Genomic DNA, 15689 nt, shown 5'->3' with positions numbered 1-15689 from the left:
CAATGGTCGCACTGCGGCGCCTTGGCGCAATGGTGCTCACCCTGGTGATCAGCTCGTTCGTGATCTTCGCCGGGATGTACGCAGCGCCCGGTGATCCGGTCGCGTTCCTGATCGGCAACCCGGAGAACATGACACCGGAGCGGATTGCCGCGGTGCGAGCCGAGTACCACCTGGATCTGCCGTTCCTGCACCAGTACTGGATCTGGGCCACCGATCTCCTGCACGGTGACTTCGGGTCGTCGTTCATCTACCAGCAGCCGGTCACCGACCTGCTCGGCAGCCGGCTGCCGGTGACGCTGTCCCTGGTCGCGTACTCCGGGGTGCTGTTCATCGTGATCGGTGTCCTGCTCGGCGTGGTGTCCGCACTGCGCAAGGGCACCGCGATCGACTCCTTCATCACCGGCATCACCACGTTCGCGACCTCGATCCCGAACTTCGTCGTCGCGGTCGTGCTGATCTCGGTGTTCGCGGTGAAGCTGCGCTGGTTCTCGGTGTCGGGTCCGGGCGAGGGTTTCCTCGGCCGGATCCACCACCTCACCCTGCCGGCCATCGCGCTCGCGCTCGGCGCGATCGCGGTGGTCAGCCGGGTCACCCGGCAGACGATGGTCGAGCAGCAGAGTCTCGACCACGTCGAGGCGGCCCGCAGCTACGGTCTTCAGTCCCGGAAGACCGTGCTGCGGCACGTCCTGCGCAACTCCCTCGGCCCGATCGTGACGATGTGCGGGCTGATCCTGGCCGGCATGCTGGCCGGCACGGTCGTGGTCGAGGGAGTCTTCGGGCTGAACGGGATCGGCAGCCTGCTGGTGGAAGCGATCAACACCCACGACTTCCCGGTGGTGCAGGCGATCCTGCTCTACATGGTGATCGCGTACATGGCCGTCACCGTGCTCGTCGACCTGATCTATCCGTTGCTCGACGCAAGGGTCCTGGCCAGGAGCGTCTCATGACCGTTGATCTGTCCGCGCCCGTCCTGACCGCGACGGCGACCCGCCGTCGCCAGGAGTGGCCGTTCTACCTGAGCGCCGCCGTACTGGCGCTGGCGGTGATCGCCGCGATCTTCGCGCCGATCGTGTCGCCGTTCGACCCGTCGCAGACCGACTTCGGCGCGCTCTGGGAGCCGCCGAACGCGACGCACTGGCTCGGCACCGACCAGCTGGGCCGCGACATCCTGTCGCGGATCATCCACGGTGCCCGGCCGAGCCTGCTCGGCGCGATCGCGTTGCTCGCGGTCGCGACCGTGATGGGTGTCCTGATCGGCATCACCGCCGCCTGGAAGGGTGGCTGGGTCGACACGGCGCTGAGCCGGGTGACCGACGTGATGTTCGCGTTCCCGGGGCTGCTGTTCGTCGTACTGGTGATTGCTGTGTTCGACCGCGGTCAGCTGACCTCGGTGCTCGGCATGGCACTGGCCTACGCGCCGGCGATCGCGAAGTTCACCCGCGCGATCGCGCTGGAGGAGATGGCTCGCCCGTACGTCGACGCGTATCGCCTGCAGGGAGTCGGTGGAGCCGTGCTGTGCGGCAAGTACCTGCTGCCGAACCTGATGCCGACGCTCGTCGGGTACCTGGTCGTGCTGTTCGGCGAGGGCCTGATGAGCCTGGCGTCGCTGAACTTTCTCGGCTTCGGCTCGCAACCGCCGAGCTCGGAATGGGGCCTGATGGTGCAGGAAGGCCGGACCGGTGTCATCCAGGGCATCGTCGGCCCGGCGCTGATCCCCGGTCTGACGATCGCGATCGTGGTGGTCGCGACCAACGTCATCGGTGTCCGGCTGTCCGACAAGCTGGCGGTGAGGAAATGAGCATGCTGCTCGAGATCGAGGACCTGACGCTGCGTGTCCCGACGGTGGAGATCCTGCGTGGGATCTCGCTGCAGGTCGCGACCGGCGAGACGGTCGGGCTGGTCGGCGAGTCCGGGTCGGGCAAGTCGACTACCGCACGCGCCGCGCTGCGACTGTTCCCGGACGAGGCCCAGGCCGGCGGCCGGGTCAGCGTCGGGGGAGTGGACGTGCTGTCCGCCGACGACGCGACCGTGCAGAAGATCCGTGCGAACGACGCCGCGATGATCTTCCAGGCACCTCGTACGGCGCTCAACCCGGTACGACGGATCGGCGACTCGGCGACCGAGCGGCTGGTCCAGGTGCACGGGCTGAACAAGAAGGCCGCGCGGTCCAAGCTGCTCACGCTGTTCGAGTATGTCGGGCTGCGCGATCCGGAGAGCCTGCTGCGGAAGTACCCGCACCAGCTGTCCGGCGGGATGCTGCAGCGGGTCGTGATCGCGGCGGCGCTGAGCATCGACCCGAAGCTCTTGCTGGCGGACGAGGCAACGAGTGCGCTGGACGTGACCACGCAGGCCGAAGTGCTTGCCCTGCTCAAGCGTTTGCGCGGGGAGCGGGACCTTGGCGTCCTGTTCATCACGCACGACCTGCACCTGGCGGCGGCGTACTGCGACCGCGTGTACGTGATGCGCGAGGGGCTGATCGTCGACCACCAGCCCGGGGCGACGATCTTCGAGAACCCGACCAACGAGTACACGCGACAGTTGTCGGAAGCCGTTCCGACCCTGCCCGAGCAGGACGGCGAGGTGGTGACCCGATGACCGTTCTCGCGGTCGACAAGCTCTGCAAGACCTTCCACGGCAAACGCGGCCACGCCGCCGTGGTGGCGGCTCGCGACATCAGCTTCTCCGTCGAGGCCGGCGGCTCGCTCGGCGTCGTCGGGGAGTCCGGCTCCGGCAAGACCACGGTCGCCCGGATGCTGGTCGGCCTCTCCACGCCCGACCAGGGCACGGTCACGGTGGACGGCCGGGAGACCAGCAAGTCCGAGCGCGGCAAGGCAGCCCGGCTGCGCCGCGCCCGGGAGATCCAGATGGTGTTCCAGGATCCCTACACCTCGCTCGACCGCAGGCTCAGCGTCGAGTCCTGTCTGCGCGACGTACTGAACCGGCACCGCCCGGACCTGGCCAAGGCCGCGGCGGCCGCCGAGGTCGCCAACCTGCTCGACCAGGTCGGCCTGGCGAGCAAGCTCGCGGCGTCCCGGCCGCACGAGCTCAGTGGTGGCCAGCGGCAACGAGTCGCGATCGCGCGGGCGCTCGCCGTACGGCCGAAGGTGCTGGTGCTGGACGAGGCGGTCTCCGCGCTCGACGTCTCCGTACAGGCCAAGATCCTTGCCCTGCTCAACGACATCCGCGACGCGCTCGGGATTGCGCTGGTCTTCGTCAGCCACGACCTGGCGGTGGTCGGTGAGGTCACCGACCACATCCTGGTGATGTACCGCGGCGACGACGTCGAGCAGAACGCCACGGCCGAGCTGCTGCGCCGGCCACGTCACCCCTACACCCAGATGCTGCTCTCCTCCGCCCCCGGACCCGGCTGGCAGCCGGAACGCGTGGCCGAGCTGCGGGCAGCGTTCGCTCTCACCGAAGGACGGTCATGACCGACACCCAGCAGGTCGCCCCCACCGCTGCGTTCTACCAGCGCGGGTCGATCCCGATCTTCGCCTCGCAGGTCGACCCCCGGTTGCACTACCTGCTCTACGTGCCCAAGCAGCTGAAGGACGACGACAAGGCGCCGCTGCTGGTCGTCCAGCACGGGACGGCGCGGACCGCGGCCAAGTACCGCGACCACCTGAAGCCGTTCGCCGATGAGCACGGTGTCGTCATCCTGACGCCGATCTTCCCGGCCGGGCTGATCGACCCGAACGACCTGCACAACTTCAAGTTCATCGAGTACCAGGGCATCCGGTTCGACCACATGCTGCTGTCGATCGTCGACGAGGTGGCCGAGCGTTTCCCGGTCGCGACGGACAAGTTCTACCTGCACGGGTTCTCCGGCGGCGGGCAGTTCGTGCACCGCTTCCTCTACCTGCACCCGGAGCGACTGGCCGCGGCGTCGATCGGTGCGCCCGGGCGGATCACGCAGCTCGACGACAAGCTCGACTGGTGGCTCGGCACGCGGGGCTTCGAGGAGAAGTTCGGCCAGAAGATCGACTTCGACGCGTTGCGCCAGGTCCCGATCCAGATGGTCGTCGGCACCGAGGACGTCGAGACCTGGGAGATCAACAACCCCGGCGAGTCGAACTGGATGGACGGGGTCGAGAAGACCGGCAGCACCCGCATCGAGCGCCTCCGCACCCTCGAGGCCAACTTCCGCTCCCACGGTCTGAACGTCACCTTCGACATGGTCGACGGCGCCGCCCACTCCGGCAGCCTGATGCTCCCGACCGTCACGCGGTGGATGACGTCCTTGATGGACTGACAGACCGGCGGTGCACCTGGTCCCTGCCCCGGGTGCACCGCCTCCTTCAGGCGGCGACGCGGGTGCGGTTCTTCTCGGCCCAGAGGGCCCGGCGCAGCTTCGCCTTGTCCGGGTAGCCGGCCGCCTGGCCGATCAGGTAGACGTCGTGGCTGCGCATGTTCACCATCGCCGCGACGTACCAGACGGGGTTCCCCTCGGCCAGCATGGTGACGATCATCTGGTTGGCGCTGTTCTCGTTCATGCTGACCCTCTCCCTTGGTGTCTAGCTCTTACTGGTACGTCGGACCAGAACCAGCGAAATCGACACGGCCGGGAAAGAAAGTCCGGGGAGTTGTTGTCAAGTCAGGTAGCAACCGTTGGGCGCACCGATCGACCGTTCGGCGGACAGGGCGTTACGAGAATCGCCGTCTCGATTCCGGCTGACCCTCCGGAAGCGATAGATTTGAGGTCCCCCCCACGTGTGGAGGTCCCACTCCCCCCGGGACCCGCACGGGCGAGTGCCCCGATCCAAGGTCGGGGCACTCGTTTTTTCAGCTGCTGCTGCGCCGCCGGTAGAGCACGGACGCGAAACCGACCGAAAAGACCAGCAGCCCGCCGCACCAGGCCAGCGCGATCCATCCGCTGCTGCCCAGCGGTGTACCGGTCAGGAAGCTGCGCACGGTCTCGATCACCGGTGTGATCGGCTGGTGCTCGCTGATCGGCCGCAGCCAGCGCGGCATCGTCTCGGGCTGCACGAACGCGCTGCTCAGGTACGGCAGGAACAGCATGAAGAAGCTCAGCGTGCTCGCCGACTCGACCGTCTTCGCGATCACGCCGAGCCCGGCCGCGAGCCACGAGAGCGCGATCACGTACAGCGCGAGCAGCCCGATCGCGCCGAACCACTCGGCCACCGAGGCGTTCGGCCGAAAGCCCATCGCCAGCGCCGCGAGCAGCACGATCGCCGTCGACACCGCGTTCCGCGCGACGCTCGCCGTGACGTGCCCGGTCAACACGGCGAAGCTGCGCACCGGCAGCGACCGGAGCCGGTCGATCATGCCCTTGGTCATGTCGTCCGCGACCGCCATCGCGGTGTTCGACGCGCCGTACCCGGTGGTCAGCAGCAGGATCCCGGGCACCACGTAGTTGATGTACTGCGTCCCGGTCTCGATCGCGCCGCCGAACACGTAGACGAACAGCATCATCATCAGCAACGGCAGCAGGATCGACACGAACAGGGTGTCGACGTTGCGCCGGCTCAACCGGACGCTCCGGTCGATCATCGTCGCGGTGTCGCTCAGCGCGGCACCGAATCCCTCGTGGCTCATACCGGCTCCTTGGCGGTCAGGGTGAGGAACACGTCGTCGAGCGTCGGCCGGTGCGACGAGACCCGGCTCGGCTGCAGGCCTTGCGCGCGCAGGTCGTCCAGTACGGCGTGCAGGTGCGCCGCCGTACCGTCGGACGGGAGGTTCACCAGTGCGCCGTCCGCAAGGCCTTCCAGCAGGTGCGCGGCCTTCTGCGCGTCGGCCAGTTCGGTGAAGTACAGCTCGATCCGCTCGCCGCCGATCTGCGTCTTCAAGGCGTCGGCGGTCCCGGCCGCGGTGATCCGCCCGCGGTCGAGCAGCACGATCCGGTCGGCCAGACGGTCGGCCTCCTCGAGGTACTGGGTGGTCAGCAGGATCGTCGTACCGTCGCGGACGAGCTCGCCGATCGCCTCCCACATCGTCAGCCGGCTGGCCGGGTCGAGGCCGGTGGTCGGCTCGTCCAGGAAGATCACCCGCGGCCGGCCGATCAGGCTCATCGCCAGGTCGAGGCGGCGGCGCATGCCGCCCGAGTAGGTCTTCACCCGGCGGTCCATCGCGTGGGTGAGGCCGAAGCGTTCGAGCAGGTCGCTGGCACGACGGCGGGCTGCATCGCGGCCGAGGTGCATCAGGCGGCCGACCATGACGAGGTTCTCCCGGCCGGTCTGGTTGTCGTCGACCGCGGCGTACTGGCCGGTCAGGCTGATCACGCCGCGGACCTTCGTCGCCGCGCGGACGACGTCGTACCCGGCGATGGTGGCGCTGCCCGCGGTCGGGCGGGTGAGTGTGGTCAGGATCCGCACGGTGGTGGTCTTGCCGGCGCCGTTCGGGCCGAGCAGAGCGACCACTTCACCCTCGCGGACGGTCAGGTCGACCCCGGACAGCACCTCGGTGCCGCCGTACGACTTGGTCAGGCCGGTGGCCTCGACGATCATGGACTTCCCCCTTACTGCGTATCGGGTACGCTAAATAGCGTAGCAGGTACGCAGTACGTGTTTCTAGACTGAGGTGGTGGAGATGAGCGAGCTACCCGCGGACGTGGTGCTGATGTGGGGTCTGCGGGACGGGACCCGCCGCGGGCCGAAGCCGTCATTGACCAGCGAGGACATCACCCGCGCGGCGATCGACCTCGCGGACGCCGAGGGCCTCGCGGCGGTGTCGATGGCGCGCGTCGCCGAGCGGCTGGGCAACTCGACGATGGCGCTCTACCGGCACGTGAAGAGCAAGGACGAGCTGCTCACGCTCATGTCGGACGCGGCGCTGGAGGAGCCGACGCCGCTGCCCGACGACGTGGACTGGCGCACCGGGCTGACCTTCTGGGCCGACAACGTGCTGACGACCCTGCGCCGGCACCGCTGGTACGCCCAGATCCCGATCTCCGGGCCGCCTGCAGGGCCCAAGAATCTCGCCTGGTTCGACGCGGCCCTAGGTGCGCTCGCCGACACCGGCCTGAGCGAGGAGGGCAAGGTCGGCGTCGTGATGGGCCTGATGACCTACGTCCACGGCCAGATCCGCCTGTCGGTCGACCTGGCCGCCGGCTTCGCCGACAACCCCGAAGCCTTCAGCAAGTACGGCGCGGTGCTGGCCCAGGTCGTCGACCGCCGCCGCATGCCAGCCCTTGGCCGGGTCCTCGACGCCGGAGTCTTCGACCCAGTCGTAGCCTTCGAGGAGTCCGACGACCAAGACTTCGACTTCGGCCTCCAACTCTTCCTCGACGGAGTCGCCGGCTTCATCGAACGCACGTGCGGGGGACAGCCGAGCTAGCACGCCTCTCGCCGGATGCCGCCCGCCGGCCGAAGCTCCCAAGCCTGAAGGCGCGATCGCGCCACGCTCGACGGCCGCTTCGACCTCCCGTACGGCGCGGGCGAGGTAGCCCGCAGCCCGCCGCCGCCCGCCCGCAGCAACCGCCGGACGCCCATGCAGATCTGCGCAGGCTCCCGACCCCACCCCGCAGTAGCCGTTGGAGCCGGCGGCGAGGGTTGGGCAGGTGGGTTGCTGGTGCCGGCGGGGTTTGGATCGGCCGCTCACCTCAGCCCGCGTCTGCGCCGGCTCCCGCGCCACTCCGCAGTAACCGTTGGAGCCGGCGGCGGGGGGTGGGCAGGTGGGTTGCTGGTGAAGCGGGGGTTAGCTGAGGTGGAGGACTGCGTCTGCTCCGGTTCTGGTGGAGGCGATGAGTTCGGCGTTGCGTTCGTCGGAGCCGTAGGTGCGTTTATGGGCTTCTTCGGGGGAGCGGCCGAAGTGGCGGTGGCGGGCTTCCAGGCGGGCGTGGCGGACTTCCTCGGAGAGCTCGATGTACCAGACCTCGTCGATCAGCTCGCGGCCTGTTGTCCAAGGCTCCTGGTCGAGCAGCAGGTAGTTGCCTTCGGTGACGATCAGGTCGATCTCCGGGCCTACTCCGATGCTGGCGGCGATCGAGTCCTCCAGTTGCCGGTCGAAGCGCGGCGCCCAGACGGTGCCTTCGCGTTGTTTGAGTCGCCGGATCAGCGCGACGAAACCGGCGGCGTCGAAGGTGTGTGGTGCGCCCTTCACCTCCGCCAGTCCCAGCGCCTCTAGGGCGGACTGTGCGAGGTGATAGCCGTCCATCGGGACCAACGCGATCTTGAGGCCGTCCGCGATCAGCTCGGCGACGAGCCTTTCGGCGTACGTCGACTTGCCGGCTGCCGGGGCGCCCGTGATGCCGAGGATCGCCCGCTCAGGCTGCTTGGCCAGCTCGACAGCACGTACGCGGGCGGCAGCTGGGTCGAGTGAGCGCATCCCCAGATCCTAGGCGCCGACGTCCACCACTGATCAACCTTTGCGCAACACCTCGGCCCCCGCCTGAAATGTGCGCCGCACCCACTGCAGACGGAGGTTGGTCAGTGGTGGGCGTCGGCCCACAGCCCTCCGAGATCACTCGTGTGCTGCTGACCGACCAACCGCCGTGCGATCGAGCCTGGTCCTTCGAGCTGGAGAGTCTGCGGCGCCTCCGGCAGGCGGTGCCCGAGCGTGGTGATGCTGTCCAGGCATCTCGCATCGCCGAGGACCGCCCACCCTGAACGCACCCCAGGCGACAGATCCAGCTCCTCAACCAGCAACTCGCCGGAACCGTCAGCACGCCCGTCGGCTGCGCCTTCCGTCGATCTGCTGGCGGTGGTTACTCGCGTGCTCGTCCGCAGACGCCCGCCGGCCTCACCGTGACGTCCGAGAACCAATGATTCCCGCAGAGTCGCCCGGCACCCGTCGCCCAACGCGATCGACGTCGACCGCTCGACATCAGCCCCCTCGGCGACGACGAACGGCTCCCCGTGCCAGCTCAACTCCGCGCCGTCGGTCAGCATGACGTCCACATCCCACCGAGCCGACCCTCCCCGCATCGCGTAGGCGACAGTCCCGGCGGTCTCCACAATCTCCAGTCTGAGCTTGCCCTGGGCAACTACCTCGATCCGCACCTCGTCCCCGGCAAGCAGCAACGCGCCCGCGGCAACCAGTGCGACCCGCACCACGCCGTACGGCGCAGGCAGCCGCCGGGGTGAGAGGTCGCCAGTTCGCAGTACGCACCGATCCCGCACGGGATCGGCAACAACCTCAATGCGAGTGAGCATGCAAACCCACGCCCGCACCCGCGGGACCTGCGGCTGCGGCGTCCGCATCCGCAGCGCGCGCGCTCGCGGCGCTGGTGTCCGCGGTGCCCGATCCCGCGGTGCTCACGTCCGCACTCGTGCTCGCGCTGTGGACGTGGGTGAGGATCTGGCCGTCCTCGCCGACGTGCGAGTGTGGCGCCATCGGGCCCGGATCGACCGGCACGTGCGCACCTCCGCGCACGATCGCCGTCATCTCCAGCACCCACCGCTTCAGCGCCGCGATCGAATCAGCATCCGTCCGCGACAGTGCCAGCACCGGCTTGCCGGCCCGCGCGGCCTCCGCGTCCGCGACCATCTGCGGAACGTCCACCCCGACGTACGGCGCCAGGTCGGTCTTGTTCACCACCAGCAGGTCAGCACGTGCGATCCCCGGCCCACCCTTGCGTGCCACATCCCCACCACCAGCGACATCGAGCACGAAGATCTGCGCGTCGACAAGCGCAGGCGAGAACGTCGCTGTGAGATTGTCACCACCGGACTCGACCAGGACGACGTCGAGCGGGGCGAAGTCGCGTTCGAGGTCCTCGACGGCGATCAGGTTCGGGGTGACGTCGTCGCGGATCGCGGTGTGCGGGCAAGCGCCGGTCTCGACCGCGCGGATCCGCTCGGCGTCGAGCACTCCGGCCGAGCGCAGCAACCGCGCGTCCTCATCCGTGTAGATGTCGTTCGTGATCACGCCGAGCTGCAACTCGGACGCCAGTTCACGGCACACCATGGCGATCAGCGAGCTCTTCCCCGTACCGACCGGCCCCGCGACACCGAGCCGGAACGACCTGCTGGACTCACGCATGGAACAACCTCATTCTCTCGGTGGAGTGGTTCTGGGCGAACACATCGACCAGCGGAGCGCCGTACGCCGGTACGTCGGCCGCCCGCGTCAGCCCGGCGACCTCGACAACCAGGTCCTCGATGTCGGGATGGAGCGCGGCCAACCAGCAGGCGGCGTCGGCCGGGTCGACCGGAAGCAGTTTGAGCGACGCGGCAACAACCGTCTGCGCGTCGTCGTACGCGATCAAGCGAGCGGTCTGAGCGGGCGACAACCCGTTGACCGCAGCAACCACCCCGACGACGATCGGCCTCGGCACCTCACCATCGGCGGGCAGGTACTCGGTGACCTGAGGCCAGACCCTCGTTGCCAAGCGCAAGTAGGCCCGCCCTTGCCGTCGGGCCACACTCCGGAGAACCTGACTTGGTACCCGAGCAGCCCAAGCGGCCTCGAGAGCTTGCAGACCTTGGTCGACAGGTTCCGCTGCGGTGAGGTGACGGGCGACAACTGCTGCTCCTGCTTCGACCCGCGTGACCGTGCGGAGGCGGTCTCGCGCGCACTGCTCGATCTCCTCCAGCTTGTTGCCGTCAGCTCCTAGTCCTGCGCGGACGGCGGGTTCCAGGCCGGCGGATTGCGTGTGGCCGCCGGTGGGAAGCCGCGCGTCGGCGAGCATCATCGCGACCAGCTCGGGGGAGCCCATCAGAACATCTGGTATAGCTGGGCGAGTGGCAACCGCTCCGCCGGCGCAGGCTCGATCAGGTTGCCGTCGACGGTGATCGCGAACGTCTCCGGGTCGATGTGGATCGACGGCAGCGCGTCGTTGTTCTTCATCTGCGCCTTGCCGATATCGCGTGTGGGGCGTACGGCGAGCAGCTCGCGCCGCAGCTCGAGGCGCTCGGCCAGGCCGTTCTCGAGCGCGGCCGGAGCGACGAACGAGTACGACGTCCGCGCGCCGATCGCATCCCCGAACGCCGGCCGCATCAGCACCGGCTGCGGAGTAGGGATCGAGGCGTTCGGATCCCCGAGCGCTGCCCACGCGATCGTCCCGCCCTTGATCACCAACGCCGGGCGTACGCCGAAGAACGCCGGCTCCCATAGCGCGAGGTCGGCCAGCTTCCCCGGTTCCACCGACCCCACCAGGTGATCGATGCCATGAGCAACCGCCGGATTGATCGTGTACTTGGCGACGTACCGCCGCACCCGATCGTTGTCAGCCAGCGAGCCGATCGCCCGGCGACCGGTGTCGGTCGGCAAGCCGGTCGCCGCCACCCGGGCGCCGCCCGCTTCAGCGGCGCCGACGATGGCACGACTGCCGCCCACGGCACCGGCACTGCCCGTCGTACCGGCTCCGCCGCGCGTCGGGTCGGCGGGGCCGAGGTTCGGTGGGCCGCCGAGGTCCAGGTGGCCTCGGCGGAGTTTCATCACGTGGGCGACCTGCCAGGTTCTTGTGATGACCTCGCCGATACGGCCCATTGCCTGGGCGTCCGACGAGGTGATCGACAGGGCGCCGAGGTCGTGCAGGATGTCTTCGGCGGCGATCGTCGTCGCGCGGATGCGGGACTCGGCGAAGGCTAGGTCCTCGGGGACCTCAGGATTCAGGTGGTGGCAGACCATCAGCATGTCGAGGTGTTCGGCGACGGTGTTGACGGTGTGGGGGAGCGTCGGGTTGGTCGAACCGGGGATGACGTGCGGGTGTGCCGCGATGGAGAGGATGTCAGGTGCGTGCCCACCGCCGGCGCCCTCGACGTGGAACGCGTGGATCGAGCGGCCGGCGATCGCCGCCAGAGTTGACTCGACGAAGCCGGCCTCGTTCAGTGAGTCGGCGTGCAGGGCGACTTGCAGTCCCCAGTCGTCGGCGGCTTGTAGGGCGGCGTTGATGGCGGCCGGCGTCGATCCCCAGTCCTCGTGGACTTTATAACCGGCAGCGCCCGCGAGTGCCTGTTCGGCGAGGCCTTCGGCGCTGACGGTATTTCCTTTGCCGAGCAGCAGCACGTTCAGGGGGAAGTCATCGAGAGCACGATGCATTTGCTGGAGATGCCAGGCGCCGGGTGTGACAGTGGTCGCCTTGGAGCCCTCGCTCGGCCCGGTCCCACCGCCGACGATCGTGGTGATCCCGGACGCGCTCGCCTCATGCAGCTGCGACGGCGACAGCAGGTGGACGTGCGAGTCGATCCCACCGGCGGTGAGGATCCGGCCCTCACCTGAGATCACATCCGTCGACGGACCGATCCGCAGGTCGGGGTGGATGCCGTCGGCAATGTCCGGGTTCCCGGCTTTGCCGAGGGCAACGATCCGCGCGTCCCGGATCCCGACGTCCGCACGGACGATGCCCCACCAGTCGATCACCAGCACATTGGTGATCACGGTGTCCGGCGCACCCTCGGCGCGCGTCGTCGTCCCTTGCCCCATCGACTCGCGAATCGACTTCCCACCGCCGAACACCACCTCTTCACCGCCGACGGTCAGATCCCGTTCCACCTCGACCCACAGGTCGGTGTCACCCAGCCTCACCTGGTCGCCAACCGTCGGCCCGTACAAGGCGGCGTACGCCGCCCGCGGGATCGCAAGCACTCCCGCCCCGGCACCCGCCGCACGCGAGCTCTCGGCTGCGCCGATCGCGCCGGTCGCCGCCGAACGCGAGCTCTCGGCTGCGCCGACCGCCCCGGCATCGGCCGTAGGCGAGGCCTCGGCCGCATTTCCCGCCTCGGCGTCCGCCGTACGTGAGGTCTCGGCGGCGCCGACCGCCCCGGCGTCCGCCATGCGCAAGGTCCCGGCTGCACCTCCCATCCCGGCATCCGCCGTACGTGAGGTCTCGGCCGCGCCGACCGCCCCGGCATCGGCTGTGCGCGAGGTCTCGGCTGCACCTCCGGCCGCCGCCGGTTCACCGGCTCGGGCGTCGCCCGCAGGCTTGACCTGCAGGCCCGGTACGACGCGCCGCCCGCGCAGGGCGACCGCGGCGACCTCGCGGGAGGCACCCGGCTCGAAGCGTTGGGAGGTGCCGGCTGGGAGGTCGAGCCGGAAGCCTTCGGCGGCCTCGCGGTCGAAGGCGAGGGCTGAGTTGGCGTCGGGCAGGTGCAGGTGCGAGCCGATCTGTACGGGACGATCGCCGGTGTTGAGGATCACCAGCCGCAGCCGTTCGGACGGCGTACGGTCGGCGTTCAGTTCGATGGTGCCGGGAGCAACGCGAACCGCACCTGGGCCTTCACCTGACATGGAACAGCCTCCTCAGATGATCGGGTGGTGGATGGTCACGAGCTTGCGCCCGTCGGGGAACGTCGCCTCCACCTGAACGTCATGGAGAAGGTCCGCGACCCCCTCCATCACGTCTGTGCGGGACAGCACCGTGCGACCGGTCTCCATCAGTTCGGCGACCAGCGCACCTTCACGGGCGCGTTCGATCACCCAAGTGCTGAGCAGAGCCACGGCTTCTGGATGGTTGAGCGGAACTCCCCGGGCCAGCCGGTCGCGGGCGACCATGCCCGCGACCGACAGCAGGAGCTTCTCGACCTCGCTGGGAGTGAAGTTCATGAAGCGGGCAGAACGTGGTCGGCGACCTTGTCCGTGCTCAGGCACAGCGAGCACACGTACGCCGAGTGCGTCGCGCACGCAGCCATGTCGGGCCGCTCGTAGTCCTGACGACAGACATGACAGGTCAGTACGACGCCCGACGGGTTGCCGTGCTCGTCGAACATCGGGAGGTCGATGCCGTCGTCGGTACGGCGCAGGTAGTACCGGCCGCGAGTTGCCACAGCCAGCACCGGCGGCAGCACCAGCGCCAGACCGATCGCAACCAGCGGCGAGTAGGGCTTCAAGACCGGGCCGAGACCCCCGAAGAAGACCAGGATCGAGACCCCCGCGGCGACCGCCATCGAGACGAAGCCGACCGGGTTGACGGCGTACAGCATGCCGCGCCGGAACTCCGGCCGCAGCGGCGACAGCTTCAGCAGGTACTTGTTGAAGACGATGTCGGAGGCAACGACCACGATCCAGGCCATGCCGCAGTTGGCGTAGAAGCCGAGGATGGTGTTGAGGAAGTCGAACATGTTCGCCTCCATCAGCACCAGCGCGATCAGCAGGTTGAGCCCGAGGAAGACCAGTCGGCCTGGGTAGTGCCGGGTCAGTCGCGTGTACGAGTTCGTCCAGGCCAGCGAGCCGGAGTAGGCGTTGGTGACGTTGATCTTGATCTGGCTGATGACAACCAGTACGACGGCCAGGGTCATCGCGAGCCAGCCCGGCAGGAATCCGTTATAGATCTCCAGGAACTGGTGCACCGGCTCGTTCGCGACCGCGGCGCCGTCGGCGACGTTCGCGATCAGGTAGACGGCGAGGAACAGCCCGATCGCCTGCTTCAGCGCACCGAAGATCACCCAGCCGGGGCCGGCCAGCAGCATCGCCGACCACCAGCGGCGCGAGTTCTCCGGCGTCTTCGGTGGCATGAACCGCAGGTAGTCGATCTGCTCGGCGATCTGCGCGATCAGCGACAGGCACACTCCGGCGGCGAGCAGCATCGAGCCGATATCAGTCGCGCCCTGCCCGTTCTCGCCCTGGTAGTCGAAGAATGACGACACCGATTCGGGGTGCGACACGACCAGGTACACGAACGGCAGCACCATCAGCACCAGCCACAACGGCGTCGTCCAGACCTGCAGCGTGGACAGCACCTTCATCCCGTAGATCACCAGCGGGAAGATCACCAGCGTCGACGCGGCGTACCCGAGCCAGAGCGGGATGCCGAGCCCGAGCTCCAGGCCCTGCGCCATGATCGAGCCCTCGAGGGCGAAGAAGATGAACGTGAACGACGCGAAGATCACGTTCGTCACCACCGACCCGTAGTACCCGAAGCCGCTGCCGCGGGTGATCAGGTCGAGGTCCACGTTGTACCGCGCCGCGTAGTACGCCAGCGGTAGGCCGGTCGCGAAGATCACCACGGCGAAGATCGCGATGCCCCACAGCGCGTTCGTCGTGCCGTACGAGATGCCGATGTTCGCGCCGATCGCGAAGTCGGCCAGGTAGGCGATCCCGCCGAGCGCGGAGACACCGACCACGCCGGTCGACCACTTGCGGTAGCTGCGCGGCGCGAACCGCAGCGTGTAGTCCTCGAGCGTCTCGCGGGTCGCCGTACTGGGAGCGGGCGGATCAGTGCGCTGGTCGAGCGAGGGTTCAACGGTCATGACGAACTCCTGGCGGGCACCTTCAGGCGGGTGGTGCAGTCGATGCACCCGAATGGAAGGAACCTAGGAACCGTCTGTTACCGGCAGATGACGCAACCGCTACGTTCTTGTATTTCCATCTGGAAGCAAACCGCCGACGTTCAGTTCACGCTCGACCCTGCGCTCCGCGGCGCGCAGCCGAACGGCCACGGTCGCGCCGACCGGCGACAGCGCGGTCACGATGCGCCGCTTGTCTGCGGGGTGGACCCGGCGCAGCACCAGCCCGCGCTCGACCAGCTTGTCGACGTGCCGGGTCAGGCTCGCGGCCGGCAGGACCGCGGTCTCGGCGAGCGTCGTCATCGGCAGGCCCGGCTCCTCGTGCAGCGCCGACATCACCCGCCACTGCTCGATCGTCAGCTCGAACTCGTCGAGCTCCGGCAGCAGCCCGAGCTCGATCCGGCGCTCGGCCTGCTTCAGCAGGAGGAGCAGGCTGGTCGACATGGCCCTCCCCGGGGGTCCCTATAGCCGGTACGGCGGCGACGCCGCGGCGGGCGGCGTCTCACGGTGCGGTGAATATAACGCAGCACTCGGAATACCGGTGCCCGTTGGCCCACACTGGTCGGC

At 68.5% G+C, this 15689-nt stretch carries 17 protein-coding genes; 6 read left to right on the top strand and 11 right to left on the bottom strand.

The features are described from left to right. Nucleotides 1-2: 2 nt before the first annotated feature. From ACYVIO_RS27285 to ACYVIO_RS27265, 5 genes are read left to right on the top strand one after another with little or no spacing between them, the layout of a single operon-like run. Nucleotides 3-947 carry an ABC transporter permease gene (locus ACYVIO_RS27285; RefSeq protein WP_460653762.1) on the top strand — a complete coding sequence of 315 codons (945 nt, stop codon included), beginning with the start codon at nt 3-5 and terminating at the stop codon, nt 945-947. Beyond that, entirely contained in the window at nt 944-1798 is an 855-nt protein-coding gene (locus ACYVIO_RS27280; protein WP_460653761.1) for an ABC transporter permease, read from the top strand. The genes ACYVIO_RS27285 and ACYVIO_RS27280 overlap by 4 nt, the downstream gene beginning before the upstream one ends. Then, a complete protein-coding gene (locus ACYVIO_RS27275) occupies nt 1795-2595 on the top strand; it encodes an ABC transporter ATP-binding protein (RefSeq protein WP_460653760.1) in 801 nt (266 codons plus the stop codon). The genes ACYVIO_RS27280 and ACYVIO_RS27275 overlap by 4 nt, the downstream gene beginning before the upstream one ends. Then, nucleotides 2592-3431, top strand: coding sequence for an ABC transporter ATP-binding protein (locus ACYVIO_RS27270; protein ID WP_460653759.1), 840 nt, complete (start codon nt 2592-2594; stop codon nt 3429-3431). Before ACYVIO_RS27275 ends, ACYVIO_RS27270 begins: the two co-directional genes overlap by 4 nt. Next, nucleotides 3428-4252 (top strand): alpha/beta hydrolase family protein, encoded by an 825-nt coding sequence (locus ACYVIO_RS27265; protein ID WP_460653758.1) that lies wholly within the window; start codon nt 3428-3430, stop codon nt 4250-4252. Before ACYVIO_RS27270 ends, ACYVIO_RS27265 begins: the two co-directional genes overlap by 4 nt. A 46-nt stretch (nt 4253-4298) precedes the next feature. On the opposite strand, the gene ACYVIO_RS27260 is transcribed toward ACYVIO_RS27265, so the two are convergent. The 3 genes from ACYVIO_RS27260 to ACYVIO_RS27250 all read right to left on the bottom strand — a co-directional run bounded on the left by ACYVIO_RS27260 (nt 4299) and on the right by ACYVIO_RS27250 (nt 6464). Beyond that, nucleotides 4299-4493: a hypothetical protein gene (locus tag ACYVIO_RS27260; RefSeq protein WP_460653757.1), complete on the bottom strand. Its 195-nt coding sequence runs from the start codon at nt 4491-4493 to the stop codon at nt 4299-4301. Between the two features lie 289 nt (nt 4494-4782). Continuing rightward, nucleotides 4783-5556 carry an ABC transporter permease gene (locus tag ACYVIO_RS27255; protein ID WP_460653756.1) on the bottom strand — a complete coding sequence of 258 codons (774 nt, stop codon included), beginning with the start codon at nt 5554-5556 and terminating at the stop codon, nt 4783-4785. Further along, nucleotides 5553-6464 (bottom strand): ATP-binding cassette domain-containing protein, encoded by a 912-nt coding sequence (locus ACYVIO_RS27250; RefSeq protein WP_460653755.1) that lies wholly within the window; start codon nt 6462-6464, stop codon nt 5553-5555. Before ACYVIO_RS27250 ends, ACYVIO_RS27255 begins: the two co-directional genes overlap by 4 nt. A gap of 82 nt (nt 6465-6546) precedes the next feature. Between ACYVIO_RS27250 and ACYVIO_RS27245 the strand changes: the two genes are divergently transcribed. Continuing rightward, entirely contained in the window at nt 6547-7293 is a 747-nt protein-coding gene (locus tag ACYVIO_RS27245) for a TetR/AcrR family transcriptional regulator (protein WP_460653754.1), read from the top strand. A 360-nt stretch (nt 7294-7653) separates the two neighbouring features. On the opposite strand, the gene ACYVIO_RS27240 is transcribed toward ACYVIO_RS27245, so the two are convergent. From ACYVIO_RS27240 to ACYVIO_RS27205, 8 genes are all read right to left on the bottom strand, one after another. Continuing rightward, the gene (locus ACYVIO_RS27240) at nt 7654-8283 is read right to left on the bottom strand and encodes a nucleoside/nucleotide kinase family protein (RefSeq protein ID WP_460653753.1); all 630 of its coding nucleotides are present in this window, start codon (nt 8281-8283) and stop codon (nt 7654-7656) included. A 101-nt stretch (nt 8284-8384) separates the two neighbouring features. Continuing rightward, nucleotides 8385-9110: an urease accessory protein UreD gene (locus ACYVIO_RS27235; protein WP_460653752.1), complete on the bottom strand. Its 726-nt coding sequence runs from the start codon at nt 9108-9110 to the stop codon at nt 8385-8387. After that, nucleotides 9094-9939, bottom strand: coding sequence for an urease accessory protein UreG (ureG, locus tag ACYVIO_RS27230; protein ID WP_460653751.1), 846 nt, complete (start codon nt 9937-9939; stop codon nt 9094-9096). Before ureG ends, ACYVIO_RS27235 begins: the two co-directional genes overlap by 17 nt. Continuing rightward, nucleotides 9932-10615 carry an urease accessory protein UreF gene (locus ACYVIO_RS27225; RefSeq protein ID WP_460653750.1) on the bottom strand — a complete coding sequence of 228 codons (684 nt, stop codon included), beginning with the start codon at nt 10613-10615 and terminating at the stop codon, nt 9932-9934. Before ACYVIO_RS27225 ends, ureG begins: the two co-directional genes overlap by 8 nt. Continuing rightward, a complete protein-coding gene (locus ACYVIO_RS27220; RefSeq protein WP_460653749.1) occupies nt 10615-13128 on the bottom strand; it encodes an urease subunit alpha in 2514 nt (837 codons plus the stop codon). The genes ACYVIO_RS27225 and ACYVIO_RS27220 overlap by 1 nt, the downstream gene beginning before the upstream one ends. A 12-nt stretch (nt 13129-13140) precedes the next feature. Beyond that, nucleotides 13141-13443, bottom strand: a complete 303-nt coding sequence (locus ACYVIO_RS27215; protein ID WP_460653748.1) for an urease subunit gamma — start codon at nt 13441-13443, stop codon at nt 13141-13143. Next, nucleotides 13440-15086 carry a purine-cytosine permease family protein gene (locus tag ACYVIO_RS27210; RefSeq protein ID WP_460653747.1) on the bottom strand — a complete coding sequence of 549 codons (1647 nt, stop codon included), beginning with the start codon at nt 15084-15086 and terminating at the stop codon, nt 13440-13442. Before ACYVIO_RS27210 ends, ACYVIO_RS27215 begins: the two co-directional genes overlap by 4 nt. A 99-nt stretch (nt 15087-15185) precedes the next feature. Beyond that, nucleotides 15186-15566, bottom strand: coding sequence for a MarR family winged helix-turn-helix transcriptional regulator (locus tag ACYVIO_RS27205; protein ID WP_460653746.1), 381 nt, complete (start codon nt 15564-15566; stop codon nt 15186-15188). Nucleotides 15567-15689 lie beyond the last annotated feature (123 nt).

The sequence above is a fragment of the Kribbella endophytica genome, assembly GCF_054781295.1.
The sequence above is the reverse complement of the archived record's forward strand: the minus strand, read 5'-3'. Positions and strand labels throughout refer to the sequence as shown.